The sequence below is a fragment of the Dethiosulfovibrio faecalis genome, assembly GCF_021568795.1.
Classification (GTDB): Bacteria; Synergistota; Synergistia; order Synergistales; family Dethiosulfovibrionaceae; genus Dethiosulfovibrio; species Dethiosulfovibrio faecalis.
The window spans coordinates 35,148-60,995 of the sequence record NZ_JAKGUE010000017.1 but is presented as its reverse complement, the minus strand read 5'-3'; the positions used below and the strand labels follow the sequence as shown (position 1 = coordinate 60,995).

The 25,848-nt window shown below is 57.2% G+C and carries 21 protein-coding genes and 1 pseudogene; 10 read left to right on the top strand and 12 right to left on the bottom strand.

The annotated features are described in order from the left end of the window. Window positions 1-421, bottom strand: a pseudogene (locus L2W58_RS10865) (methyl-accepting chemotaxis protein); the annotation flags it as partial. A gap of 174 nt (window positions 422-595) precedes the next feature. On the opposite strand from L2W58_RS10865, the gene nikA reads away from it, so the two are divergent. The 5 genes from nikA to L2W58_RS10840 are packed head-to-tail and all read left to right on the top strand — an operon-like array spanning window position 596 to window position 5,550. After that, the gene (nikA, locus tag L2W58_RS10860) at window positions 596-2,203 is read left to right on the top strand and encodes a nickel ABC transporter substrate-binding protein (protein ID WP_236103361.1); all 1,608 of its coding nucleotides are present in this window, start codon (window positions 596-598) and stop codon (window positions 2,201-2,203) included. Window positions 2,204-2,218: 15 nt separating this feature from the next. Beyond that, window positions 2,219-3,160 carry a nickel ABC transporter permease subunit NikB gene (nikB, locus tag L2W58_RS10855; protein WP_236103360.1) on the top strand — a complete coding sequence of 314 codons (942 nt, stop codon included), beginning with the start codon at window positions 2,219-2,221 and terminating at the stop codon, window positions 3,158-3,160. 1 nt (window position 3,161) lies between these two features. After that, window positions 3,162-3,983 (top strand): nickel ABC transporter permease subunit NikC, encoded by an 822-nt coding sequence (gene nikC / locus L2W58_RS10850; protein WP_236103359.1) that lies wholly within the window; start codon window positions 3,162-3,164, stop codon window positions 3,981-3,983. Then, complete coding sequence (locus L2W58_RS10845; RefSeq protein WP_236103358.1) at window positions 3,980-4,753, top strand: ABC transporter ATP-binding protein; 774 nt, start codon at window positions 3,980-3,982, stop codon at window positions 4,751-4,753. Before nikC ends, L2W58_RS10845 begins: the two co-directional genes overlap by 4 nt. Next, the gene (locus L2W58_RS10840; RefSeq protein ID WP_236103357.1) at window positions 4,750-5,550 is read left to right on the top strand and encodes an ABC transporter ATP-binding protein; all 801 of its coding nucleotides are present in this window, start codon (window positions 4,750-4,752) and stop codon (window positions 5,548-5,550) included. The genes L2W58_RS10845 and L2W58_RS10840 overlap by 4 nt, the downstream gene beginning before the upstream one ends. Before the next feature lie 57 nt (window positions 5,551-5,607). Here the strand turns inward: L2W58_RS10840 and L2W58_RS10835 are convergent, their stop codons facing one another. From L2W58_RS10835 to L2W58_RS10810, 6 genes are all read right to left on the bottom strand, one after another. Continuing rightward, a complete protein-coding gene (locus L2W58_RS10835) occupies window positions 5,608-6,609 on the bottom strand; it encodes a BMP family lipoprotein (RefSeq protein WP_236103356.1) in 1,002 nt (333 codons plus the stop codon). 27 nt (window positions 6,610-6,636) lie between these two features. Then, a complete protein-coding gene (locus tag L2W58_RS10830) occupies window positions 6,637-7,500 on the bottom strand; it encodes an ABC transporter permease (RefSeq protein ID WP_236103355.1) in 864 nt (287 codons plus the stop codon). Between the two features lie 3 nt (window positions 7,501-7,503). Then, window positions 7,504-8,550, bottom strand: a complete 1,047-nt coding sequence (locus tag L2W58_RS10825) for an ABC transporter permease (protein WP_236103366.1) — start codon at window positions 8,548-8,550, stop codon at window positions 7,504-7,506. 1 nt (window position 8,551) lies between these two features. After that, window positions 8,552-10,069: an ABC transporter ATP-binding protein gene (locus L2W58_RS10820; protein ID WP_236103354.1), complete on the bottom strand. Its 1,518-nt coding sequence runs from the start codon at window positions 10,067-10,069 to the stop codon at window positions 8,552-8,554. Next, entirely contained in the window at window positions 10,062-10,739 is a 678-nt protein-coding gene (locus L2W58_RS10815; protein WP_236103353.1) for a metal-dependent transcriptional regulator, read from the bottom strand. The genes L2W58_RS10820 and L2W58_RS10815 overlap by 8 nt, the downstream gene beginning before the upstream one ends. A gap of 128 nt (window positions 10,740-10,867) precedes the next feature. Further along, on the bottom strand, window positions 10,868-11,152 hold the full coding sequence (locus L2W58_RS10810) for a hypothetical protein (protein ID WP_236103352.1): 285 nt from the start codon (window positions 11,150-11,152) through the stop codon (window positions 10,868-10,870). A gap of 117 nt (window positions 11,153-11,269) precedes the next feature. On the opposite strand from L2W58_RS10810, the gene L2W58_RS13175 reads away from it, so the two are divergent. Beyond that, on the top strand, window positions 11,270-12,163 hold the full coding sequence (locus L2W58_RS13175; protein ID WP_236103351.1) for a peptidylprolyl isomerase: 894 nt from the start codon (window positions 11,270-11,272) through the stop codon (window positions 12,161-12,163). 78 nt (window positions 12,164-12,241) lie between these two features. On the opposite strand, the gene L2W58_RS10800 is transcribed toward L2W58_RS13175, so the two are convergent. Then, on the bottom strand, window positions 12,242-15,811 hold the full coding sequence (locus tag L2W58_RS10800) for a translocation/assembly module TamB domain-containing protein (RefSeq protein WP_236103350.1): 3,570 nt from the start codon (window positions 15,809-15,811) through the stop codon (window positions 12,242-12,244). 93 nt (window positions 15,812-15,904) lie between these two features. After that, entirely contained in the window at window positions 15,905-16,681 is a 777-nt protein-coding gene (locus L2W58_RS10795) for a thermonuclease family protein (RefSeq protein WP_236103349.1), read from the bottom strand. A gap of 172 nt (window positions 16,682-16,853) precedes the next feature. On the opposite strand from L2W58_RS10795, the gene L2W58_RS10790 reads away from it, so the two are divergent. From L2W58_RS10790 to L2W58_RS10775, 4 genes are all read left to right on the top strand, one after another. Then, window positions 16,854-17,963, top strand: a complete 1,110-nt coding sequence (locus tag L2W58_RS10790) for a M20/M25/M40 family metallo-hydrolase (RefSeq protein ID WP_236103348.1) — start codon at window positions 16,854-16,856, stop codon at window positions 17,961-17,963. A gap of 295 nt (window positions 17,964-18,258) precedes the next feature. Beyond that, window positions 18,259-18,747 (top strand): AbrB family transcriptional regulator, encoded by a 489-nt coding sequence (locus L2W58_RS10785; protein WP_236103347.1) that lies wholly within the window; start codon window positions 18,259-18,261, stop codon window positions 18,745-18,747. Between the two features lie 222 nt (window positions 18,748-18,969). Next, entirely contained in the window at window positions 18,970-21,063 is a 2,094-nt protein-coding gene (locus tag L2W58_RS10780) for a methyl-accepting chemotaxis protein (protein WP_236103346.1), read from the top strand. 131 nt (window positions 21,064-21,194) lie between these two features. Continuing rightward, a complete protein-coding gene (locus tag L2W58_RS10775) occupies window positions 21,195-23,207 on the top strand; it encodes a methyl-accepting chemotaxis protein (protein WP_236103345.1) in 2,013 nt (670 codons plus the stop codon). 73 nt (window positions 23,208-23,280) lie between these two features. Here the strand turns inward: L2W58_RS10775 and L2W58_RS10770 are convergent, their stop codons facing one another. The 3 genes from L2W58_RS10770 to L2W58_RS10760 all read right to left on the bottom strand — a co-directional run bounded on the left by L2W58_RS10770 (window position 23,281) and on the right by L2W58_RS10760 (window position 25,777). After that, window positions 23,281-23,706 carry a DUF2000 domain-containing protein gene (locus L2W58_RS10770; RefSeq protein ID WP_236103344.1) on the bottom strand — a complete coding sequence of 142 codons (426 nt, stop codon included), beginning with the start codon at window positions 23,704-23,706 and terminating at the stop codon, window positions 23,281-23,283. An 80-nt stretch (window positions 23,707-23,786) separates the two neighbouring features. Further along, a complete protein-coding gene (locus tag L2W58_RS10765; protein WP_236103343.1) occupies window positions 23,787-24,818 on the bottom strand; it encodes an AIR synthase-related protein in 1,032 nt (343 codons plus the stop codon). Further along, complete coding sequence (locus L2W58_RS10760) at window positions 24,818-25,777, bottom strand: radical SAM protein (protein WP_236103342.1); 960 nt, start codon at window positions 25,775-25,777, stop codon at window positions 24,818-24,820. Before L2W58_RS10760 ends, L2W58_RS10765 begins: the two co-directional genes overlap by 1 nt. Window positions 25,778-25,848: the final 71 nt, after the last annotated feature.

The following is a 25,848-nucleotide window of genomic DNA, read 5'->3' as shown; positions in this document are numbered from 1 at the left end:
TCGTGACCTGAAAAATGGAGAACTGGCTTCCCATGGCATCCTGCCATTCGTTCACCATAACCTCGTTTCCTGTGATGAGTTTGAGACCGTCGTCCATGATGAAGATCTTAGGAACCTGACGATCGCCGACAGGGACAGTCTCCTGATTGTCGAAGACCCTCTTGCCGGCCAGTCTCTGGACCACTATGTTGACGTAGGAGCGGTTGCTGATCCTCAGGGTCTCTATCTCCTGAGCCACCCCGGTCTGGAGGCTTTCGACGAAGCCCAGACCTCCGTCGTCGATGGTCCGCTCCAACATCCTTCCGGCCCTGACGGACGCCACTCCTACGACCACCGCAAGCAGGACGGCTATTATGACGCCGACCACCACCACAACCTGAACGCCTACGGACAACCCCTTGCTCTCTGCCTGTCCACTCACGAAAGAGACCTCCCTTACTTTTGTCATTTAAATTATTGTACCACCTGAAAAGGATACCGCATGGAATTTTGAACTCGGGTATATTCGTGCTACTTATTTCTATCTATTTGACACGAAGAACCTCCCTAGTTACACTCTACGAAATTCATAACACTCATTATGGGAGGCAAAAACATGCGAAGATCAAGGTTGTTAATTTCTTTGGCCGTCGCCCTTTCCGCGATCGTTCTGTCCACGGCCGTTTGGGCGCAGGAAAGCTCGAAAAAAACGAGAATCGTATATTCGTGGCCCAGTTACGCCGGGCCCCTTCTACCTCATATGTACAGCCCAAGTCAGATGTACGCCCAGCGAATGGTGTACGACCCTCTGGTGGAGTACGAGGAAGACGGATCCTACAGTCCCGCTCTGGCGACGTCCTGGGACATCTCTCCGGACGGCAAGGTCTATACCTTCAGACTCAGGGAGGGGGTGGCGTTCTCCGACGGCACGCCTTTCGATGCCGAGGCCGTGGTGATGAATTTCGACGCCATAATGGCTAATGCGAAAAGACATGAATGGATGGACCTGGTCAATCAGATCGATGGCTGGGAGTCGGTGGACGAACACACCTTCCGGCTGACTCTGAAAAACCCGTACTACCCGGCTCTGGCCGAACTGAGCCTGATAAGGCCTTTCAGGTTCCTGTCTCCCTCGGCATTTCCCGACGACGGAGATACTTCCAAGAGTATAAAGGCCCCTATCGGAACCGGACCCTGGATGCTCGTCGATTCCAAAAAGGGAGAATACGACCTTTTTAAGGCCAATCCCCGCTCCTGGAGGGGGAAACAAGACGTGGACGAGATAATGGTCAAGGTTATATCGGATCCCACCGCAAGAGCGCTGGCATTCGAGACCGGAGAGATAGACCTGATATACGGAGCGAGCACGGGGCAGATAGACATGGAGACCTTCAATCGCTACCGTTCCATGGACGGTATCGTCACGGGTCTGTCCGGCCCCCTCGAGGGACGAAGCATCGCGATGAACTCCGGCAGGTTTCCCACCGACGATCCCTCGGTAAGGAAGGCCATTCTTCACGGGGTTGACAGAAAGGCCATAGTGAAGCACGTTTTTCTGGGAATGGAATACCCGGCGGAAACCCTGTTCGCGAAAAACCGACCCTATTGCGATCTGAATCTGAAACCATACGTCTACGATCCCAAACTTTCGGCAAAACTGCTGGATAAGGCCGGCTGGGGAAAAAAGGAAGGTTCCCCCTTCAGGTATAAAGACGGGGTTCCTCTAGCCCTGGATTTCTGCTTCGTAGGGACCGACGCTCTCCAGAAGGCATCGGCGGAGGCCATTCAGGGAGATCTGAGAAAAATCGGAATCGACGTCAGGCTCGTGGCGGAAGAGGCGGACTCGTACTACAAGAGACAGAAATCCGGCGAATTCGGGATGATATTTTCATCTACCTGGGGAGCTCCCTACGACCCTCAATCCTATTGCAGCTCCATGAGGATCCCGTCCCATGCGGATTACCAGGCTCAGTCCGGACTGAAGATGAAGGAGAAACTGGATCGCAGCATCTCCGAGGTCCTGGTCACAGTGGACGAAAAGGAAAGAGCCGAGCTCTATCGGTATATATTGACGACGCTGCACGAAGAGGCCGTATATATGCCGCTTTCGTTTTCCACCGCGATAAAAGTCTACAGGGAAGGCAATTTATCGGACATTCCCTTCAGGCCGACTCCCTACGATATCCCCTTCGAACGGATAAGACTTCCGAAGAGCGGCATTTAGAAAACGATATCGAAAATGATTCGCTATATAGCCAAAAGGGTGGCCCAGCTCATACCGCTGCTTGTTATCGTCTCGATCGTGGTGTTTCTCGTCCTCAGACTGGGACAGGGAGATCCGGCCATGACATATCTGCGCCTGTCCGGGATACCTCCGACGGACCAGGCCCTCGCCACCGCCAGGGAGGAACTGGGGCTGAACTCGTCTCTGCCAGTTCAATATATGCGCTGGGTTACGAAGGCGATCCATCTGGATTTCGGAAAATCCTACGTGACCGGGAATCCGGTGTTTCCTGAGATCATATACTACATGCCCAACACGTTGAAACTGGCGGCGTTTTCTCTGGCACTGACGCTTGCGGCAAGTCTGCCCCTGGGACTGTGGGCCGCACTCAACAGAGACCGTCTGCCGGACCATTCCACCAGATTCCTGGCCTTCACGGGGGTCTCCATGCCCGGTTTCTGGCTGGCGTATCTGCTGATATGGCTGTTCTCCATAAAGCTCAAGTGGCTGCCCTCCATGGGACTGGGGGGCCCGGCTCACATGATAATGCCAGCCGTATCGATGTCTCTGATGTCCATATGCATAAACATCAGGCTGATAAGGGGGAGCGTTCTGGAAAACCTTCACGCCCGCTGGGGACTTTACGGTCGACTGAGAGGTCTTCCTGAAAAAGTCGTAATAGGGAAACACGTACTGGTAAACTCGCTGATACCGATAGTGACCGCAGTAGGAATGCACATAGGCGAGCTGTTCGGAGGAGCGGTGGTGGCCGAGACCATCTTCTCATGGCCCGGGGTAGGCCGATATGCCGTCTCGGCGATCTACAACAGGGATTATCCGGTGATGCAGTGTTTCATACTCATGATGACGGTGATCTTCGTGGTGATGAATCTGGCGATAGATATTCTATATGCCTGGCTCGATCCGAGGATAAGACTGGAAGGGGGACGAAGCTGAGATGCCATTAAGAAAGACCACCGTGGTGGGGCTTGCTCTACTGGCCCTGATAGCCCTGTCCGCCGTCGGAGCCTCTCGTCTTACTCCCTGGGATCCGATGGAGGTAGACCTGGCGATGAAATTCGCACCTCCGGGGGACGGCCATGTCCTGGGCTGCGACCATCTGGGACGAGACGTCCTGTCCAGACTTCTCTACGGAACCAGAGTCTCCATGGGATCGGTGGCCCTGATCCTGGGACTCGTGATGGGGACGGGGTTCGTCGTCGGGGCCGCCGCAGGATATTTCGGAGGCAAGGTCGATACCCTTCTGATGAGACTCTGCGACGTGTTCCTTACCTTCCCCACGTTCATCCTCGCCATGTTTCTCATAGGCATCCTGGGAACCGGAATGACCAACGTCATACTGGCGGTAGCCATGACCCATTGGGCCTGGTACGCCCGTATAGTCCGAAGCATGGTCCTATCCATACGAAACAGGGATTATATAATGGCCGCCAGGGTATCTGGAACCGGGCACTGGGGGATACTGTTCCGCCACATGATGCCTTCGATCTTCTCCCAACTGGCGATACTGGCGACGATGGATATAGGCCATATGATGCTTCACGTCTCGGGTCTCTCCTTCCTCGGCCTGGGCGTAACCCCTCCGACTCCCGAATGGGGGGTCATGATAGCCGACGCCAGGGGCTACATCTGGACTCACCCGGAACTTATGGTCTACCCAGGAGCGATGATATTTCTCACCGTGATGGCCTGCAATCTTCTGGGAGACTCGCTTCGAGACTCTCTGGACCCGGCTCTGGTCACGGAGGCTGCGGCATGAACTCGCCCTATCTAACCGTCAGGAACCTCAAGGTACGCTACGGTTCCAGAGAATTGGTGAAGGGGATTTCTCTCGATGCCTACAGGGGACGGGTTCTGGGAATCCTGGGAGAGAGCGGATGCGGCAAATCATTGACCTGTCTGGGCATATTGGGACTTCTTCCGCCGGGATTATCCTCCTCCGGAAAGATAGCTATAGAGGGGAAATCGACGGCGGAATCGAGAGAATATCTGGGCTCGTCGATCACCTCGATAATGCAGAGCCCAGTAAGCTGTTTCGACCCTGTCTACACCGTGGGGAACCATTTCACGGAGACCTTGAAAGCCCACGACATATCCGACCACTCCACCGTAGTCGAAGCCCTCGAAGAGGTGGGCCTGTCGAGGGAACCCAGGTTACTGGATCTATACCCTTTCCAGATGAGCGGCGGAATGCTCCAGAGGGTTATGATAGCCCTGGCCCTGGTTACGGAGGCTCCTTTCATAGTGGCCGACGAGCCTACCACGGACCTGGACGCCATAAACCAGACCAGAATATTGACCCTTCTGGGAAACCTCGTAAGTCGCAAAAATCTGGGGATGATAATGGTAACCCATGATCTCGGAGTGCTGGCGAAGATGGCCGACGACGTCGTAGTGATGAAGGACGGCGTAATGGTGGATTCCGGAACAGTCGAGGACCTGTTCGACCACCCCGGATCGGACTACACTGCCGAGCTGATAGAAGCCCACATGAAACTCTCGGGAGAGACGGAGGGGATCCTATCGTGAATATTACCCCTGTGATCGAGCTGTCGAGAGTCTCAAAAAGCTACAGAAGAGGCGGTTTCTTTCGAAAAGGAGAGAGAGTGGAGGTACTGAAGGAGATAGACCTGTCGGTCCGACCGGGCGAATGCGTGGGATTGATAGGGCCCAGCGGTTCCGGCAAAAGCACCATGGGACGGATCCTGCTGGGACTGGAGTCTCCCGACGACGGGGAGGTTCGTATGATGGGAGAATCGATCTCCGCCGAAACCCATCTCTCGAAAAACCGACGCAGGGCCGTTCAGGTGGTTTTCCAAAACGCCCTGGATTCGTGCAATCCCAGGATGACGGCCAGAGAGATACTGTCCGAACCGCTGAGAAACTTCGAAAAGCTCAAGGGTAGACGTCTAGAAGAGAGGATAGACTCTCTTCTGGAACAGGTCGGCCTGCTCTCTTCCGATAAGGGGAAACGCCCCGACCGCTTCAGCGGTGGGCAGCTTCAGCGTGTATGCATAGCCCGAGCTCTGGCCCCCGGCCCCGATCTGATCCTACTGGACGAGGCGGTCAGTGCCCTGGACATGGTAGTCCAATCACAGATACTGGATCTATTGGACGAACTGAGATCCGACCTGGGAACGGCCTATCTGTTCGTGACCCACGACCTTCGGCTGGTAAGACGATTCTGCGACAGAGCCTTTCTGCTGGAGGACGGTCGTCTGGAACCCTTCGACCCCGCTACTTTCGCGGCGAATAAGCATCTCCCTCTGCTGGACGAGCTGGTAAAGGCGATGCCTCCGTCGAGACCGAATAGAAATAGAGGATGACACGAAAAGGGCCCTGCGTAAACGCAGGGCCCTTTTAATGGAAAAATCCGACGACGGCTACTTCGTGGTCTCGGCGACCTCTATCTTTCCCGAAGCGACCTCCTCGGTCAGCTCGTCCAGACGGGCCTTCACGTCGGCCGGAACGAGCTTAAGGGCGCTGTCGGACCAGGAAAGGCCCACTCCGCCCTCTTTCAGTCCGTAGCGGAGGACGGTTCCTCTCCGGTAGGTCCCCTCCTGCTTGTCCTTGATGAGGTCGTAGACCACCACGTCCAGCCTCTTGAGCATGGAGGTCAGCACCGCCTCGGGAGCCAGATGTTCCTGAGGGGAGTCGACACCGATGGCGTAGAACCCGCCCTCCTTGGCGGCGGCTATGATTCCCTCTCCCGTCCCTCCGGCGACCTGATAGACGACGTCGGCGCCGTTTTTATGCTGGTTCAGGGTCATCTCCTTGCCACCGGCGGGGTCGTCCCAGCGACCGACGAAACCCCTGAGGATCTTAACGTCCGGGTTTACCGCCCTGGCGCCCTGCTCGTATCCGGCGATGAAGCTGTACATGACCGGTATATCCTCGCCGCAGACGACTCCTATGGTGGCCTCGGGGTTAACCCTGGGGTCGCCCTCTCTGGTGGTCATCATTGCGGCCAGAGCCCCGGCCAGGAAGCTGCCCTCGCTCTGTTTGAAGTCGATGAAGGTTACGTGGGCTATGTCGCCGGTGGTGTCGAACTGGGCGAAGTCGGTCTCGGGGAACTTGGGGGCCACCTCGGCGATGGCGTCCATCATCCCGAATCCGACGGACAGGACCAGGTCGAACTTCTTGGCGGCGGTCGCCATATAGGGCACGTAGTTGGCCGGGTCGTAGTTGCACTCTATGACCTTGCCCACTATGCCCAGCTCCGCCTTGGCCTTGTCGAAACCGCGGTTGGCGCTGTCGTAGAAGGAGGCGTCTCCCAGCTGACCCTCTATTATGAGGGCAACGGAGAGTTTGTCCGCCGCCAGGGAAGCCCCGGCGAGACCGAGCAACATGGAGAGGCAGAGCAGTAGTACCGTCACTTTACGCATTATCCTATTCCTCCTATATGTTATTGATCAGGAAGATCGGCCTTTTCCGATCCCCCGGGTCACCAGAGCGACTATGACCAGAACGTAGGGCAGCATGAGGGCCAGATGGCTCGGCACTCCCATGGCCTGGAGCTGGAATCCCCCGGCCTGTGCCACCCCGAAGATTATAACGGCAAAGAACGTCCATCCCAGATGGCCGTCTCCGAAGATCACCGCAGCCACGGCCATCCAGCCCCTGTCGGCGCTCATTCCCCGAACGAAGGAGAGCAGATAGGACGTGGACAGGAAGGCACCGGCCAATCCCACCATTAACGAGTTCACCACCAATACTCCGTAGCGGAGACGCCATACCGGGACCCCGGCAGCATCGAGGGCTTCCTCGTTCTCTCCGGCTGCCTTGAGCCTCATTCCCAGGACGGTCCTGGAGTCCATGTAGGCGACTACCGCCAGTACGGCAACCGCCACCCAGACGATCAGTGAAAACCCGTCCAGCCAGCTGGGCAGGAATGAGAGCTCCACGTCCGGTATTCTAACCATGTTCGGACTTCTGAAGCTTCCCTTAACGCCGAAGAAGCTTTTCAGAAAGAGGATCGACAGGGCCGATCCCATTATGTTGAGAGCCATTCCTATGACCCATATGTTGGAGCGCAAGGTCACGGAGAAGAAGGCGAAGATCATGTTGTAGACGAGTGCCACCGCTACGGCGAAAACTATCCCAATGACCCAGCTTCCGAAAAGATGGTTTCCCAGCACCGCGAAGAAGGACGCCAGTATGAGGCCTCCCTCCTGGCCTATGTTGAGTATGCCGGTCTGGAGGGTCCAGGTTCCGCCTAGGGCCATAAGGAGAAGGGGGGTTCCCATGCGGACCGCCGCCTGAAAGAATTCCGTCATGGATCAGTCCTCCCTGAGTCTGCTGGCCATTCGGTTGGCCACGGCGAATCCGGCTGTGACGAACAGCACTCCCAGACACATGACTATCTGGACGACCTCCACCGGAACGTCGGTCATGAGCTCCATCTGGAGGGCTCCGGACTCCATCACAGCGTAGACTGCCGAGGCCAGTATCCCCCCTACCGGGTGATAGGCCACCATCATGGCGAGTATCATTCCCGTCCAGGTGTAGCCCGGCGATATGGCGGTCCGAAAACGGTACTGCTCGCCCATCACCAGCAGGGTTCCGGCAAGTCCCGCCAGGGCTCCGGAGAGGAGCATGGCGGACATCTTGACCTTTCTGACGTCGATCCCTCCGTATCTAGCGAAACGACCGTTCAGGCGGCACATTTTCCAGTCATAGCCCCTGACGGTGAACAGCATGGCGATAGTCACCAATATCACGGCCACGAGTGCTATGAATATTCCGGTGTTGAGGTTGCTGAAGTCGGTCAGTTTGGCGAAACGCATGGCCTCGGGGATCTTGTCCGTGGCTCCCGCCGCCACCTGATTACCGGCGTAGGGACCGACCGTGAGGGCCTGGGTCGCAAGGGTGCCCAGGGAGTTTAGCATTATGGTCAGGACCACTATGTTGAGCCCGTGGTCCAGGTTGAGCTTGGCCGGGATCCAGGCCCAGAAGGCGGCTCCTCCTAGTCCGGCCAGAAGGGCCAACGGCATCAGCACCGCACCGGGCAGGGCGGGAAAGGTCAGGCCGATCCATGTGGCGGAGAAGGCACCCACGTACAGCTGTCCTTCCGCTCCGATGTTCCACATTCCGCCGTTGAAGGCCGCGGATATGGCGAAGGTGGCCAGCAGAAGGGGCACCCATTTGGCCAGAGTGCCCAGCATGGCGTCCGAGTCGCCCAGAGCGCCGTTTATCATCTCTCCGTAGGCCTCCATGGGGTTAGCCCCGTAGAGGGCTATTATCACCCCTCCGAACAACACGCTGGCGACGAAGGAGCCCAGGACGATCAGGCTATCCCTGTGCTCCTGAATCCATCTGTTTTTCACGTCAGACAAGGTCGCCGTCCTCCCTTCCCTCCAGCATGATCCTTCCCACTCTGTCCCTGGTGGCCTCCGTGGAGGACAGGACCGAGACGACCCTGCCTCTGAACATGACCGCCACCCTGTCGCTCAGGGAGAGGACCTCGTCCAGGTCGGAGGAGATGAGCAGCACAGCGCTGCCCTTGGAGCGAAGGTCCAGTATGTGACGGTGGATCTCCTCGGCTCCGCCGATATCTACGCCTCTCGTCGGCTGAGATACCAGGAGGACCTTGGGATCGTGCTCCAGCTCTCTGCCCATGACGAGGCGTTGCATGTTGCCTCCCGACAGGGTTCCCGCCTGGACCCCTCTATGGGCGGCCGCGACGCCGTAGCGTTCCATCACCGAGTCGGCGTGGACAACGGAGGCACCGTAGTTCCTGAATATCCTCTTTCCGAACCGGGGATCGTACTGATAGCCCATGAGTGTGTTGTCGACCAGGTCCGCCAGGGAGGCCAGGCCGGTCCGTATCCGATCCTCCGGTATATAGGCCAGCCCGAGGTTTCGTCTGCCCAGAGAGTCCAGCTTTGAGACGTCCAGGCCGTCTATTACGACCGTGCCTTCACAGCCTCTGAGCCCGGACAAGACCTCCTCCAGCTCGCTCTGGCCGTTTCCGGTGATACCGGCGATCCCCAGTATCTCGCCTCCGAAGACCTCGAGGGAGACGTCTTCCAGGAGGGGCCTGGGGGTGCCGGAGACGGAGACGGACTTGAGTTCCAGAAGCGGCTCGGGCGAGAGCCTGGGAGCTTCCGATACCGACGGCATGTCTATGGAGCGCCCCACCATGAGCTCGGCCAGGGATGCCCTGTCCAGCTCTGATGCGGGTTTGGTGTCTATCAGCCGTCCCTTTCTCATCACGGAGACGGTGTCGGAGATCTCAAGGACCTCGCCCAGGTTGTGGGCTATGAAGATGACGGTCCGTCCCTCCTGGCGAAAGCCTCGGATCGTCTCGAAGAGTCCGTCTACCTCCTTGGGGGATAAAACCGCCGTCGGCTCGTCGAACACGAGTATCTCCGCACGGCGGTAGAGGAGCTTCAGAATCTCCACCTGCTGCTGTCGGCCCACGGGGAGATCTCCTACCGGCACGTCCGAAGATATGTTCAGTTCGTAGCGGTCGATCAGCTCTCCCACCCTGACCCGGGCTCCGTCCAGGTCGAAGGCGACTCCTCTTTTGGGCTCGTCGCCCAAAACCACGTTACGGCAGACGGACATGGACGGCACCAGCATGAAGTGCTGATGTACCATGCCTATGCCGTATCCCATGGCGTCTCTGGGGGATCCTATGGACAGAGGTTTGCCGTCCATTCGGAAACTTCCTCCGTCCGGGTGGTAGATGCCGTAGAGACACTTCATCAAGGTGGATTTACCTGCGCCGTTCTCTCCGACGACCGCGTGGATCGTTCCGCCCTTGACCGTAAGGGACAGATCGTCCACGGCTGTGAAGGGACCGAAGGTCTTGGTGACGTTTAAAGCGGATAGCTCATTCATCGCCGTCCTCCGACGGAATCACCCATATGGCCAGGGCGTCCAGACTTCCGAGGACCTCGGTTCGATCTCCCAGACGGACATCGACGTCCTTCCCCCTGCCGTCGTCCATCCTCTTAATCTCCTCTCCGGGCAAAAACCCCCTCTCTCTGAGGACGGTCCTCTTGGCACCCGAGGCGGTTATACGAAGAACCCTGCCCCTCTGTCTAGGCAGAAGCATCGTAAGGGGTATGGAGAGATGTTCCGGCGATGCGACGAAGTTGTCCATAGCCGCTATCCAACCACGCCCCTCGGCCTTGGAACGACAGCAGAAATCGACGAAGGCGGCAAGACGCCGTTCGGTGGCGGGATCCAGCGCGTGCTCCGCCGCACAGGCCATCTCCTCGGCGATCGAGTCCTCCACACCGAGGATCTCGGAGAAGAGAAAGGTCATGTGCTGATGTCTTCTGTAGGTCTCGAGAGCCTTCTCCCTGCCCTCCCTGGTGAGCTCGATCTTTCCGTATCTCTGGTGGTCCAGAAGCCCTATGTCGACCATCTTACGGACGGCCACTACCACCGTGGCCTTTCGAACTCCCAGACGGGAGGCAAGCTCGGTCACGGAGGGAACCGAGCCCTCCAGCTCTATCTCAAGAACGGTCTCCAGATAATCCTCTATACGCTCAGTTATGGCCATGCCGTCACCGCTTTCTGAAATGTTCTATCCTGAGAATACCCAAGTGGAGTTACGGTGTCAAACCTCTACGGGAATCGGACAAGAAGGAAGCTCCCGAGGGCGTTCCCGGGAGCTTAGGATCGTTCGGTCTACAGATAAGGACATCCCTCTATCCTGAACAGATGAGGGCCCTTGGGCCTAGCCAGGTTCTCCGGAGGCTTTCTTCCCATGTAGTCGAAGATTATCCAGCCTCGATCGTGGTCTATCCTTAGACACCACTCGGGGCATCTGGCGGAAATGGTGTACTCGGTAAGCCCCTTCAGAAAACGGTCAACCTCCCTGAAGACGTGAGCGAAAGCTTTCTTGAATTCCTCCCAAGAGAGAGAAACGACCTGAATCAATAGGACCACCTCCCATAGCAGAATAACAGCCATAGGAAAGGACAGTCAAGCTTAAGAGCCCCTTTCGGTAGATGTGCCTATGGATCAAGGGGCTCTTTTCTGGTATAAACGTCTACTGGACGCAAATATTTTCTCTTGGAGGTAACGAATGTGAAGAAAAAGAACATCATACTGGCTTTGACACTGACGGTCGCCCTCAGCGGTGCGGCTTTCGCGGCGGACGAGAAGAAAGACGAAATCCTCGCCAAGGTAGGCTCAGAGACGGTCACCCAGGCGGACTTCGATCAGGTGACGTCGGGAGCCCAGCCCAGCCAGGCGGCCTACTTCAGCACCCCCGAAGGCAAGAGGGCCCTTGTGGAGGACATGGCGAACTCGGTGTTGTTCTACCTCTGGGGCAAGGACAACAAGCTGGCCGAGACGGATAAATACAAAGAGACCATCGCCGAGCTGGAAAAGAGGGTTTTGGCCGGAATGGCCATGGAGAAGATCCTCTCCGGAGCGAAGGTCTCCGACGAGGAGGTCAGAAAGTTCTACGACGACCACAAGGCGGCCTTCAAGGTTCCCGAATCGGTAAAGGCCAGCCACATCCTTATACAGGTTTCCAAAGACGCCGGAAACGACCTCTGGAAGAAAGCCCAAAAAGAAGTGGCCAAGATCCGTAAGGATATCCTGGCCGGTAAGGTCAGCTTCGAGGACGCCGCCAAGAGGGATTCGGACTGTCCCTCCAAGTCCAGAGGCGGAGATCTGGGCTTCTTCACCGAGGGACAGATGGTCCCCGAGTTCGAGAAGGCCGCCTTCGCCACCAAGATCGGAGACATCAGCGATCCGGTCAAGACCCAGTTCGGCTACCACATAATAAAGGTGACCGACCATAAGGACGCCTCCGAACAGCCTTTCGACGAGGTGAAAGACGGAATCCGCCAGCAGCTTCTCCAGCAGAAGCAGAGGGACACCCTGTCGGAGTACGTGGATAAGCTGAAGAAGACCTATAAGGTCGAGATCCTTCTCCCCGAGCCCAAGGAGGCGTCGGCGGACAAGAAATAAAGAGACACAACACAACAAATATAAAAAAGTCGGAGGGACCCCGAGTTCGGGGCCCCTCCGACTTTTTATTTAAATCTATTACTCCGTGGTATCCTGGTCGCCTATGACCTGTTTGAGGAGGTTCTCCAGGATCTGCTGCTTCACCTGATCTCCGGCGTCGTCCTCCTCTCCTCCTCCCTCTCCGGTGGGTATGTCGATCTGTATCCTTATCTTGGTCTCTCCGCCCTTTCCGTTGGTCGGGAGGCCGGTTCCGAGTCCTCCGAGGCCGCCTTTCTCACCGATTTTGAGGTTCGATATGACCGGAGAATCCCAGCCTCCTCCCACGTGAAGGCTTATCTCTCTGAAATCCTTGGCCGAGTATCCCCCGACTATTCCCGCCAGAAGGTCCGTAGCCAGTGATCTGGGATCCTTGATGTTCTCTATGGTGGCCTCCAGAAGGCTTCTCATCGCCCCTAGAAGGGCGTTGAGGGCCTTCAGGTTAACCTCTCCGGAACAGCTCAGGTCCAGCGGATCTCTTTTATCTCCCATGGAGTCGGACTCGCTTCTCCAGGCCGATCCGCTGACGTCGACGTATCGGTAAAAATCGTCGCCGGGCCAGGCGGAGGCTCTGCTCCCTGGAAGTATGTACAGTTCCTGACCGTCTATGTTGAAGCTAGCCGCCAGGTCCTTGATCCTGAGAGGGGCTCCTTTGGTGACCGGGTTCAGCACGGAGAAGTCGATAAGCTCCACCGACCTGCCCCTGAGAAAGCCGGTTACGTTGAAGAGAAAGGCTCTCCCCGCGACACCGGATAGGTCCAGTTTCAGGTCGGCGTCGCCGGAGATGATCCCGGGAAGATCGGCCCCGTCCTCCAGAAGGGGTTTCACGTCTATGTCCTTCACCTCGACCTTGCCCTTCCAGGAATTTCTAGTCAGGTCCACCGATAGATCCACGTCTCCCCTGCCCCCGTACATCTCGGCCTTTCCGCCGGATACTTTGAGGGAGGGACCATCCACCTTCAAAGGCAGAGAGACCGACCTGACCTTCACCCCGTGGGTAGACAGCTCTCGGGACGAGGCACTGCCCGAGGCCGAGACCTTTCCGTCTTTCCAGGAACCGGACATATCGAGGTCGACTCGGCCGTCCACGACTCCCTCAAGGTTCGGAACCAGCGAGGAGAGAAGGATGTCGCCTCCGGAGGCGTCGAACTCCAGTCCCCAGCCCGACTCTGAGGGCTTGACGTCGCAGGAGGCCTGCACCCGACGGTCTCCGAAGAGGCTGGAGGCCTGGAAGGAGAGGTCGTCGTCCCTGCCCAGGAATCCTCCGATGTCGACGCTGGCGAAGGCCATGTTACCCACCTGAAGCCTGGGGGCCTTCCCCTGTGCGTACAGCTTGGGCCTGTTAAGAGGGCCTAGAAGGTGAATCTTGCCGAAAAGGGTCCCTCCCATCTCGATGTCCTCCGGCATTATGCTCCTTATGTCCAGTCCCCTCACAGAGGCCTCCAGGTCGAGGGCGCCGGTATCCTTTCCAGAGGGCAGCCTAATCCATCCGCCGCCCTTGAGAGGAAAACCGCCCATCAGTCCATTGAGAGAGGCGTCTATCCGACCCTTGCCGCTCTTCAACGAAAGAGACAGCTTCTCCACGGGAAGGCTCTCCAGGTCCAGCCTGTCGGTCCGGGCGGAGAAATCCAACCTGGGAGACGAGTAGGAGCCGGACAGGGAGAATTCGCCGTCGACCTTGCCCGCAGCCTCCAGGCCTCCCATAGCTCCGAAGAGGGCCGAACCGTCCAGACCGGACAGGGATCCTTTGATCGCCATATCCCCTGCCGCCAGGGGGACAGCCCCGGACAGGGAAAGCCTTCCTCCGTAGAGCCCCGCCTCCACCTTATCGATCTTCAGCCTGTTTCCTTCGACGAAGATCTTGGCCTCGAATCCAACGAGGGGGAATACCTCTACGAAGGTTAGTTTGCCGGACCTGACGTCCATGCTGAAAAGCCCTCCGCTTCCACTGGATCGATAGGACCAGCTGCCATCCAGGACGCCTTCGGGCATATTCCCTCCTGCGGCGGGGAAAGCCTTTTCCAGCGACGCCCCGGAGATACCGGAAAGCTTTCCGTCGAGACGGACGGACGGTCCCTTTTCGAGGTTCACCGTACCTCCTCCCGTGACCTTGCCGGAACCTATCGCCGACGAGAGGGAGATGATCCTCAAAAGGCCCTTATCGTATCGAAAACTGCCCTCGGTCCGTCCCAGAGACCCACCGGAAACAGCGAGCTTATCGGAGAAAAGCCTTCCCTCCGCCGATGGGGCTCCCAGCGGACCGGACACCTTTATATTCGCCCCGATCTTTCCTTCCACGTCGGAAAGGCGGTTCCCCGTCAGGGACGACAACTCCGAGAGATCCACGTTATCGGCCAGGGCCGACAGATCCACCGATCCGCCGTCCAGGTCGACCGCCCCCTTCACCGATAGCTTTCCTCCGGCCAAAGGCGACCGAACCAGAACGTCGAGTCCTCCGTCTTCCTTTATAGTTACTTTTCCCGACATGTCGGTCAGGCCTCCGCCGCTTTTCAAGGCCCTGACCTTCCGAAAGCTCATCTCGCCCACAGGAGACGCGGCGGGGCCCTTCAGGGCGATGGATAGAAAGCCTACGTCCAGCGAAACCGCCTTATCCCGAAGCTCTCCGGAGAAGGAGGATAAATCGACGTCGGTCGCCACCAGATCGACCTGGATCGGACGATCCTCCGAGGCCAGCCCCACGGAGAGGTCCCCCGAGAGGGTTCCCTCTCCCAGCTCGATTCGACAGGAGGACAGAGACAGCTCCCCGTCGGAGAAGCCAACGTCTCCCCTAACGTCGGGCAGAGGCAGCTCTCCCAGACCGCCCTCGGAGAAGCGCAGATCGCCGGACAGAACGGGAGACGAGAACGTACCGAAAAGGCGGTACCGTAGATTCGCCCTGCCTTTGACGCCGATCCCTTCGAGAGATGGCAGCATCGCCCCTAGACGCTCCATCGAGAGGTCCTCCAGGCTGCCCGAACCGTCCAGCCCGGGAGATAAGCTGCCGGAAAAGGAAAGGGATCCCCCTACCCCGCGAATAGACGCGACCGGAATCTTTACTCCCTCGGATAGGTCGAACTCGAAATCTCCGTCCAGAGGCTCCTCACGCCATGATCCCCGGACGTGTCCGCTCCAGGACACCCCTTCGCCGACGGCTTTCAGCTCGGTCAAACTCCATCCCCCACCGTAGAGGGGACCGCAGTCCGACACCGTCACCAGACCTATCTCCAGAGGGACTTCCCCGCCGCCGCTCTCGGTTTCGGAAACGAGATCGGGAAGCAGCATCTCCTCGACCCTGACTCCCTCGACCTCAAGGGAGGCCAACCTGATCCTGCCTCTCAGCAGGGCCTTGAGATCAGGCTTCCCTGTGACGGATCGGATCGTCGCAACAGTGACCCTCGACCGGTCCATAAGCCGAAGAGAGGTGATACGGTAGCCGCTGAAGGGGTTCCCGTCGATAGAGCCTATCGACATGGAGGCCCCCCCCATAGAGGCGACCCCGTCTTGGAGTTCCCTATCTATAAGATCGACGATCTTGGCCCCACCCCATCTGAACGCCAATATCGTTAAAAGCATAATCCCTGCCAAAAGGGAGAAATATACCCTTTTTTTCATCTTTCTACCTCCAATTTTTGTGGATACAGTGGATAAGCCTGTGGATAACCGGTGAAAACCCCCGTGGATTAGCGTTGGAAAAGATGTTATCCACTATATATGGCGAAAAGGAGAGATCTGTATGGCCGAGCCGATCGAGATCTCCGCACCATGATAACCGGCCATAACCTTTCCAACCACCCTTATCTCCGCCCCTTCGGAAAGGTAACCGGGCAAGACGCCTCGAAAGACCTCTTTTCTAACGGTGACGGAGAATCCCCTCTCCGAGGGATATATCCTCCAAAGGGAAGGGCCGTCGGAAATTCGAGAAACCCTCAACCTGACTTCGACGAAGTGCCCCCTCAGGGAGGTCAGTTCCGATTTTATTTGTCCAGGCGAAAAAAGCCTGGAGCGGGCGACTCTCCAGAATCCGTTGCCTTCCGAGCAGGCCTCCTCCAAGGCCAGCTCCAGCCTGTCGGAATAGGTCAGCTCGTCTCCCATCAGAAGAGGTTGAGCCAGACCGAGACGACACAGCTCCTCGGACAGAAGCCGGTCCCGGTCCTCTTTGCCGTCGCGATACCACAGGTGGGCCAAGGTCCTTTCGTAACGGTCCACTCCGGCGGTCTCCAGAATGACCGACTTTCCTAAAACCATGGACTCCGCTGCCTTCATGGCCTCTAGACCGAACTCCTCGATCCCTCTCACGGGGTGATGAAGCTCGGGGGTATCCATCAAAAGACAGCGAACCCTCAGTTTTCGGCGACCGCACATAACGTCGAAGGTATCCCCGTCCAAAACCGATACGACCCTACCCCGAAGTATCGCACCTTCCGAGGAAAAGGCGGATAATATCAGAAACAGCGACAGGACGAGCGACGATCGGCCTCTCAAGGAAGATCACCTCCAGCGAATATAATACATTATGAGAAGTCCGAAGGAGACAAGATCAGGGAAAGTCAAGCTCGACGTACCCTTTCAACCTGGCTATCCTTGGGGTAATCTGTCCTTGAAGCCGTCTATCGAACGATAAGAGGGGAAAACTACCGGAAAGGGAGGACCCGATATGATCGATAAAGACAGGCTCCTTAAGAGCTTCATCGAGTTGGCCCGCATCACCGCTCCTTCGGGACGGGAGGAGGCCATGGCGAAGACGCTTATTCGGCGACTGGAAAACCTGGGACTGGAGGTATCGGTGGACGACGGCGCCGACAAGACCGGAGGCGAACAGGGGAATATAGTGGCACGACTGGCTCCCTCGGGGGGAAGAAAGGACTGGATAGCCCTGACGGCCCACATGGACACGGTACCGCTCTCCCACCCCACCAGACCCATAGTAAGAAACGGGATCGTCTACTCCGACGGCACGACCGTCCTTGGAGCGGACGACAGAGCGGGGATAGCTGCAATTCTAGAGGCAATAGAGGTATTAAAAAAAGACGGAGCCGACCATCCGGGAATAGAGGTTATCTTCACAGTGTCGGAGGAGGTTGGACTTTTAGGATCCAAGGCCTTGGACCTCTCGAAGCTCAAGTCCTCCATGGCCTTCGTCTTCGACAGCTCTACCGAGCCGGGATCGATAATAACCACCGCCCCCTTCGCCACCTCGATAACCTGGACGGTAATAGGACTGGCGGCCCACGCCGGTGTGGCTCCGGAAAAGGGCATCAACGCCATACAGGCGGCATCCAGAGGGATAGCCTCACTAAGAATCGGTCGTATAGACGAGGAGACCACCTCCAACGTAGGGATGATCAAGGGAGGCCACGCCATCAACGTGGTCTGCGACAGAGTGGAGATCAAAGCGGAGGCCAGATCCCTCAAGGAGGATAAGCTGAAGAGGCAGATTCTGGAGATGAGGACGACCATGAAACGGGCGATCGCGGAATACGGGGCCACCTTGGAGGAAAAGGTTGAGGAGAAATACCCGGGCTACTCCCTTCCGGCCGATGCCCCCGTGGTGGTAAAGGCGGTAGAGGCGGTCAAAGCAGCCCGACTGATACCAAAGATAACCTCTACGGGAGGGGGCAGCGACGCCAACGTGCTCAACTATGGAGGGCTTCCATCGGTAAACCTAGGCCTGGGATATCAGAGAGCCCACACCAACGAGGAATCGCTGGAGATATCGAAACTGGAGGCCATGTCGAAGGTGGCCTTGGAGATAGTCCGAGCCTAACCTCTGAAGAAAACCTTTAGCGCCATAAAAACCTTGCCCTTCAAGACTCGGAGCTCTATACTGGTCTGAAGCGATGACGATGTTACATGGAAGGAGGGGTCGCTTTGTCGGCTTTCAATTTCGTAGTAGCCTATCTCATACTGTCGGCCTGCGTACTCTGGAGGAAAGAGATACTTCAGAAATACAGGACGATTCGACAGAACGCACATCAGAACTAGAGATATACCGTACTTCACGAGGGGGCCTCTGAAACGGAGCCCCCTCCCCTGTTTTATACCTAGGAGGGTTCGCCGATATGAACCACGTTTTTATGGTATGGGGGGCCGTGGCCTTGGGAGGCTTGATAGGCCACCTATGCCGGATGCCGTCGGGAATAATGGTCGGAGGGATGATCGCCGGGCTGGCGGTCAAGATAGCCTTCGCTCCCGACATGGAAAGCTCCAGATGGCTCAGCGCGATATCCCAACTTCTAGTGGCCGGGGCCATAGTCTTCAACTCCGACGTAAGCTCGGTCAAGAGCCTTCCGGGCATGATACCGGTGGCTATGGGCTACTCGGTGGTGATGTTGGGGTTCGGCGTATTGGTGGCACTTGCTCTATCTCGATTCTTCGGCATGGACATACTGACCTCCCTTTTCGCATCATCCCCGGGAGGCCTCTCCGGACTGGGACTGGCGGCGACCGAGAGCGACGCCAACGCTCCGCTTGCCTTGCTCTTCCACGTCAGTAGGATAACCCTGGTACTCATGGTGGTGCCTCTGCTGGCCCGCTATCTCAGCAAGTAACAGACGAAAGCAATCCAAGACCTCGTTTGACAGAACGAGGTCTTTTTTGTAACATCCGATAAGTTAGCATAGCAAAACACAAGTTCTATTCTAACATATTTCAGTTTTATTTCAATCAGACCACAGAACTATTGTTTTTATGATCCATCCGATCTAAAGTGGAAGGGTCGAAAGACACGGGAACGGGAACAGGAGAGCCAAGAATTGAAAGGGGATAGACATATGACCGTAAGACAGCGTTTCTGCGCCATGGCTGTATGTGTATTGCTGGCGATAGCTACTGTGACGGGGCTGGCGTGCTTCTACGCCAGAGAGGATCTGGAGAGACAGATAGATCTGTCGGGAATCAACGGCCTGGAGGATTCAAAGGTCATAACGGAACGCATGATATCCGAACTCAGGACTCAGGCCTCCAGCATCAGCGGCCAGCTGGGATATCTGATACAGGAGGGGACCATCCCGGACAGACCCGCGATGGAGTCTTTCCTGGCAAAGGCCGGAAAGGGCGACGACCGGTCCGGCATAGTGCAGGCTTACGTAGGAAAGGCGACGGACGGTTCCTTCATCAGCGACGACCCCGATCAGAAATTGCCTTCCGGCTTCGACGCCAGAAGAAGACCCTGGTACGTCAAGGCTGTCGAGTCCGATGAAGTATCCGTCACGGACCCCTACAAGGACGTTTCCACCGGCAGACCGGTCATAACCGTGGCGGCCCCCATAAGGGAAAGTTCCGGAAAGCTGTGGGGAGTTTTCGGGGTGGACATCCTTCTGGACGATCTTCAAAAATTCGTGACGGACAGAAAGATACAGGGCGAGGGCAACCTCTTCATGCTCACGAGAACCGGATCGGTCATAGCCGGAACGACCGGGGATATTCTCGGCATCCCCCTTCACGAAGATCCCTCCGTCCCCGAATCTCTCAGAAAGATAACGGAAGCCGCTATAGCCGGAGAGACGGGAACCTCGAAATGTACGGTGGGATCGGTTCAGAGGGCCTATTACGGCAGAAATGGTGACGGATTTCCTATGATATTCCTTTATCCCGAGTCGGCCATATACGATACGGTCAAGGCCATGGCCCTGAAGCTGGTCTTAGTGGGGCTGGCCGGAGCTCTGATAGCGGGTACGATTATGGCGATAGCCTACGTAAATCTGGTAAGGCCCCTGCGTAGATCTGCGTCCTTGGCCCGAAGGATCGCCGAGGGAGATCTTACGATATCCAGAGACGACTTCGCCTACGACGCGAAAGACGCAATAGGAGCCCTCTCCGACTCTCTGACCGACATGACGGAGGATCTTCGCGAAGCAATGAGAACAATAAAGAAGGAAAGTTCCTCCTCTCTGATCCGGTCCAGGTCTCTCTCGGAAGCGGCGGCCAAGGCGTCTAAGGCGTCCTCGACAATAAAGACGTCGGTGGACGACGTAGAGACAAAAGCGGAGGATAATTCCGCGTCGGTACAGGAAGCGGCAGCGGCTCTGGAGGAAATCGCCTACGGAGCCCAGAACGGTGCGGACAGAGCCTCAAAGGGAGCGGAAAGCGCCTCTCTGGTCTCGGTAAAAGCGAACGAAACCGCCGACGGGATCAGGAGGCTGATGACCAGGATAGAGGAAGAGGAAAGACTCACGATTGAGTCCAGGGAATCCATGTTAAAACTGGCGGAGACGGTAAACAGCATAACCGGATTCGTAAACACCATAGAGGGAATAGCGGACCAGACCAACCTTTTGGCCCTCAACGCAGCGATCGAAGCCGCCAGAGCCGGCGATTCCGGGAGAGGCTTCGCAGTGGTAGCCGAGGAAGTAAGAAAACTGGCGGAGGAATCGGGACAGGCTTCCAAACGGATCTCCATCCTGATGGAAGACCTTCAGGTCGGAGCTACCTCTTGCGGGAACAAGGCTCGCAGAACCTCCGAGTTTATGGAGGGAGTCCTTGAGGAGACTTCCCGCATGGTAGAGACCCTTACGGACGTCACCGAATCGATAAACTCCATGGCGGAGGAAAGCCGCGCTATAGCGTCTCTATCACAGGAACAAGCCGCTTCGGGGGAGGAGATATCCGCCTCGGTAGACAGCATAGCCCAGGCGAATCTGGCGACAACGGAGCTCATAAAGGAGATAAGGGATCAAAGCGCGAACACTGAGAGTACGGCATCTCTGGTGGTCCAGGCTGCCTTAGAGGTAGCTGAAAGCTCCTCCAGCCTGGAGAAACTGATATCCAGGTTCAGAATCGAAGATGAGAGCGATCTGATCCCCTTGGAAAAACCCAAGGGGGGAAGGGGCAAAAATCTGCTGATCAGCGCGGCCACGCTGGGGTAAGACGCAAATCCCAGTCAATCGATGCGAAATACCCATACATAATAATCCGAATACCTCTCTAGCCTCCCCCCTCTTTTGGCAATATAATTTTAAAAAGGGTGGATTATGCAAAAACAAGGAGGGGGATCAACATGAACACACTTAAGGGGAGACTAATAGCGGTGTTCGTCCTTACGGGGCTCATAGGCCTTGGAACCCTGGGGATATTGGCCATTCAGAGGTCCGGAACGGCTCTGACCGCCGCAGCGGAAAAAGAGGGAATAGCCCTGACCAGCTCGGTAGGGGAGATGATCGACAGCTACATCAAATCTGAGGTAGCTGCAGTGGATCTGCTGGCATCCAGCGTCAGCATGAGATCCATGAACTGGGAGACCCAGAAAACGTTCATAGAACAAGTCGATATAAACGTAACGGGGATACAGGAAATCTGGGTGGTGGACGAAAAAGGACAGGCCCGTTATCTGGACGGGACCACCCTGGATCTCGAAAACAGAGACTACGTCAAGGAGGCCCTTTCGACCGGCAAGACCGCTTTGAGCGATCCCGTAAAGTCGAAGAAAACCGGAGAGATGGTCATAGTGGTGGCCAGTCCCATATTCGAGGAGGGCAAATCCAGGCCGTCGGCGCTTCTCTGCGGAAGTATACCTCTGAAATCGCTCCAGAAAACGGTCGATAAGTACAGCTGGGGACAAACCGGTTACATCTTCGCCATAGACAGAAAGGGTATCGTGGTTCTCCACCCTAACGAAGAGCACCAGGGAACTTTGAACGCATCGGTCGAGAGCAAAGCCATTCCGGCAGAGCTTGTCGAAATAGTGAAAAAAGGTATGAGAGGAGAAAGTGGCGTAGAAGGCTATCCCTTCGAGGGCAAGGAAAAGCTGGCGGCCTACGCACCTTCTGAGTTCACCGGCTGGCTGATCTTCTCGTCGGCCTATCTGGACGAGTTCACGGCCCCGGTGATTCGAATGAGAAACACCATAGCCCTGATCACATTAGGACTGATCCTGGCGATAGTGGTCGTATCGTTCTTCATAGCAAGATCCATAGCCACCCCTGTGGAAAAGGCCGTACAGGCCATGGGCAAGATAGCAAAGGGCGATCTCGACATCACTATCGAAGATCGCTCCAGCATAAAGGAACTCAAACAGCTCAGACAGGCTGTGGACGCAATGACGTCCGAGGTATCGTCGGCGCTATCGGTGGTGAACGAGAGCGCAAGAACCGTTCTCGACAGGGCCCAGGACGTCAACGCCGCCGTCGAGGAGGCCAACGCCACCTCCGATCAGATCCTGGAGCAGACCGTCAGAGGCAACGAGATGGCCCAGAACACCGCCTCCGCGGTGGAACAGACCAACGCCAGCATATCGGAGGTAGCGGAGGGAGCCCAGTCGGGAGCCCAGAACGCGGTGGAAGCCGGCGAGGCTGCGGAGAACACCTCCCACGAGGCGGAGAAGGGCACTAAGGCTCTCAACGCAATGGTATCCGTCATAGACGACGTCTCCTCCGCCGGGACCAAGGTCGGGGACGCCATAAAGAGCCTGGACGATTCGGTGGACTCCATCGGCCAGTTCGTGACGACGATCACCACCATAGCTGACCAGACGAACCTTTTGGCCCTCAACGCCGCGATAGAGGCGGCCAGGGCTGGAGAGCACGGCAGAGGATTCGCCGTGGTCGCCGAAGAGGTTAGAAAGCTGGCGGAGGAGAGCAACAAGGCGGCCCAGAACGTGGGCACCCTCATCCAGGAGATAATAAGCAGAACCAAGACGGCCGCTTCGGACCAGGAGAGATCGGCCACCCTGATAGGAGAATTGGTCAAGCGGACCGACGAGACCAAGGAAGTCTTCACCCAGGTGGTCGTGAGGATGAACGGCATAACCGAGAACGTCCAGTCCATAGCGGCGGCGGCGGAGGAACAGTCGGCCAGCACTCAGGAGATGGCCTCCGGAGTGGAGCACATATCGACCAACACGAAGAACATAGCGGAAGCCTTGAAATCCATCACCCATGGCATGGAGGAAGAGAGCCAGGCTCTGGAGATGATGGCTCGTTCGGCGGAGGAACTGGTCTCCCTGAGCGACGACATGGAGAAGGCGGTGGCTCACTTCCGCCTGAGATCCCAGAAAGCTCTGGACGTAAAGTAGTTAAAGCAGCTGAAAAGGCGAAGAGGCCGGATTCCCAGAGGAATCCGGCCTCTTTATCAACCGCCTCACGAAGCTACCACCAAGGTCTAAGTTTGCCGGTTATGCTGTCGACCACGTCTCTGGAACCGTGGATCAATATTCCCATGTAGTCGACGTCCTGTTCGTTCATTTCCTCCAAAGCCGCAGCCAGCTCGTCGTCTCCGGCTGTATCCAGCAATATGGAGGGACAGTCTATGACGAGAAGCTCCGGAGTCTCCCGGGCCTTGTTCAAAGCCTCCCTGAGCTGGGCAACCTTGGCCTTGAACACCATCAGAGGATAGCGGGGCAAACCGCGATGCCTCACTCCCGATTTATCGGAAAGCCATTCCCTTCCCATGTGCTCCTCTCCGTGGAACCCCATGGAAGTGCCCAGATGAGCGGCAACCGTGAGGGCCACCCCCACCTTCAGCTTGGCGTTCAAGATCAAAACGGACTTTTTCTCTCGGTAATCGTAATCCATGATCTGACGAATCTCCCCCTTCAAAGGCCGCGGCGGCACGAGGACCGCCGTTCCTATCCCCGTCCTTTCGGGGTACCTTATCAGTGTACCAGCTTTTGCCGTTTCTCACAGGAGATATAGGCCTGAAGCCGGGCCAGTTCGTCGAAGTCGGGCTCGGGGTCTTCGTAAAATCGATCTCCCGAAGATGACGTTATCGTCACCCCCGAACCTTTCTCCACGACTCCCACGGGATAAAGAGGTGCGATGGATTCGAGCTCCGCACCGGCCCGTTCCACCGCTTCGCCTGGCAGGGTAACCACCAATGCCCCGGAGGATATCATCCTCATGGGATCGAAGTCGAAGGCCCTGGAGAAACGGTCGACCGTCTCCGATATCGGCAAAGCGTCGCCGTCGATCCTAAAGGACATACCGGCTCCCTGGGCCATCTCGCACATAGCCTCGAGGACGCCCCCTCTGGTGGGATCGTGCATGGCCGTGGCCCCCAAAGAGGCCAGCTTGAGAGCCTCTTCCACGACGGAAAGCCTATCGGCCAGAGATCGGGCCTCGGCAATATCCCCCTCGGAAAGCCCTTTCGAGCGGCACTCCTCTGGATAATCCCAGGCCAGTATGGCTGTGCCCTCAAGCCCTACCCCGCGGGTGACGCATACGACGTCTCCCTCGGAGGCGCCTCCGGTGGAAACCATCCGTCCCGGCTCGGCGGAACCGAAGGCGGTAACGGCCGCAAGAGGACGGGAGAGGGCCGAGGTGTAACCGCTATGGCCTCCAACTATGGTGACGGAGATCTCCTGGGCCGCCTTCACCGCGTCCTCCATTATGTCTTTAAGTATATCCTCGTCGCCCTCGTCCGGCACCAAAACCAACAGTTGAGCCCATCTGGGACGGATGCCTCCGGCGGCGATGTCGTTGCAGGCGACGTGAACCGCCAGACGGCCGAGCCCCTCGGAGGCTCCGACTATGGGATCCACGTGGGAGGCCACAAGACCGCTTCCGGTATCGACCAAGGCAATGTCCTCGCCGAAAAGGCTCCCCAACAGAACGGAGGGATCTCCAGCCTGTCGAGAGAGAGGTCCGTAGACCGATCTTTCCATGGTCGAACGGGAGAACTTGGACATCAGTATCTCTCCCTGTCCTTGGCGTTGCGAAGATTTCTGGCGTAGAAGACGTCGCCTCTCCAGTCGGTTTTGACAACGTCTCCGTCCTCCACCATCCGCTCCACCAGGGCGGGATCGTCGCCCTCCTTCTCGAGGAAGCGGGCCACGGCCGCCTCTTTCATCGGGTGAACCGACAGTATGGACAGCAGGGCGTCCCGGACGTCTCCAGTTCTGGTGAAATCGTCGCCCTCGTAGGCGTTGAGTATCATGGGATTCAGGCCGTGGGACTGAAAGGTGGCGGTAGCTACGGCCAGCCTTTCCTCGTCGACGCAGGCTACGTCGGGACATGCGGGAGGACGGGTCGGAGACGAAAGCCGGCACACCGCAGGGGAGACCGGCTCCAGAAAGGACGCCAGGGCCTCGAGCTGTTCGTCGCCATCGTTCCCTCCGGCTATAAGCATGGTCTCGGTCTCCAGATGGCCTTCGTAGGAGGAGGCGAAATCCCCGACTCCCTTCAGGATGGAGTCGAAGGAGAGCTTTTTATGGGGCCTGTCGACGAATCTCCAGACGTCTTCGGTAGCTCCGTCCACCTTGAGAGAGACCCAGTCGAACTGCATCAGATCCTCTTGGACCTCAGGATCGCCTATCAGAGACGCGTTGGATATCACCGCTATGGGAACCCCGAAGGCTTTGACCTTTTCGGCCAGCGTTCCTATTCCCAGATCCAGGGTAGGTTCGCCGTCGGGGACGAAGGCCAGGTAGTCTACCGGATCTCCGGATTTTCTAAGATCCTCCAGCTTGGCCTCCACCTCCGCCGCTATGGCCGAGGGATCGAAAAAGTTCCGACGCTCGACGGACATATTCAAGGTACTTCCCAACTGACAGTAGCGGCAGGCATAGCTGCATACCTTCGGGGGGATGTGGTTGACCCCCAGGCTACGCCCCAACCTTCTAGACGGCACGGGACCGAATACGTGCATGAGATGACCTCCTTATATACGTATACATTGAGAATACATCTCACAAAGGGTCGAGGGATATAGCCAAAAGA

Coding starts and splice junctions, on each gene's coding strand:
- nikA (WP_236103361.1), top strand. CDS start 596: ATGCGAAGATCAAGGTTGTTAATTTCTTTGGCCGTCGCCCTTTCCGCG.
- nikB (WP_236103360.1), top strand. CDS start 2,219: ATGATTCGCTATATAGCCAAAAGGGTGGCCCAGCTCATACCGCTGCTT.
- nikC (WP_236103359.1), top strand. CDS start 3,162: ATGCCATTAAGAAAGACCACCGTGGTGGGGCTTGCTCTACTGGCCCTG.
- L2W58_RS10845 (WP_236103358.1), top strand. CDS start 3,980: ATGAACTCGCCCTATCTAACCGTCAGGAACCTCAAGGTACGCTACGGT.
- L2W58_RS10835 (WP_236103356.1), bottom strand. CDS start 6,609: ATGCGTAAAGTGACGGTACTACTGCTCTGCCTCTCCATGTTGCTCGGT.
- L2W58_RS10830 (WP_236103355.1), bottom strand. CDS start 7,500: ATGACGGAATTCTTTCAGGCGGCGGTCCGCATGGGAACCCCCCTTCTC.
- L2W58_RS10820 (WP_236103354.1), bottom strand. CDS start 10,069: ATGAATGAGCTATCCGCTTTAAACGTCACCAAGACCTTCGGTCCCTTC.
- L2W58_RS10815 (WP_236103353.1), bottom strand. CDS start 10,739: ATGGCCATAACTGAGCGTATAGAGGATTATCTGGAGACCGTTCTTGAG.
- L2W58_RS10810 (WP_236103352.1), bottom strand. CDS start 11,152: ATGGCTGTTATTCTGCTATGGGAGGTGGTCCTATTGATTCAGGTCGTT.
- L2W58_RS10800 (WP_236103350.1), bottom strand. CDS start 15,811: ATGAAAAAAAGGGTATATTTCTCCCTTTTGGCAGGGATTATGCTTTTA.
- L2W58_RS10790 (WP_236103348.1), top strand. CDS start 16,854: ATGATCGATAAAGACAGGCTCCTTAAGAGCTTCATCGAGTTGGCCCGC.
- L2W58_RS10785 (WP_236103347.1), top strand. CDS start 18,259: ATGAACCACGTTTTTATGGTATGGGGGGCCGTGGCCTTGGGAGGCTTG.
- L2W58_RS10780 (WP_236103346.1), top strand. CDS start 18,970: ATGACCGTAAGACAGCGTTTCTGCGCCATGGCTGTATGTGTATTGCTG.
- L2W58_RS10775 (WP_236103345.1), top strand. CDS start 21,195: ATGAACACACTTAAGGGGAGACTAATAGCGGTGTTCGTCCTTACGGGG.
- L2W58_RS10770 (WP_236103344.1), bottom strand. CDS start 23,706: ATGGATTACGATTACCGAGAGAAAAAGTCCGTTTTGATCTTGAACGCC.
- L2W58_RS10765 (WP_236103343.1), bottom strand. CDS start 24,818: ATGTCCAAGTTCTCCCGTTCGACCATGGAAAGATCGGTCTACGGACCT.
- L2W58_RS10760 (WP_236103342.1), bottom strand. CDS start 25,777: ATGCACGTATTCGGTCCCGTGCCGTCTAGAAGGTTGGGGCGTAGCCTG.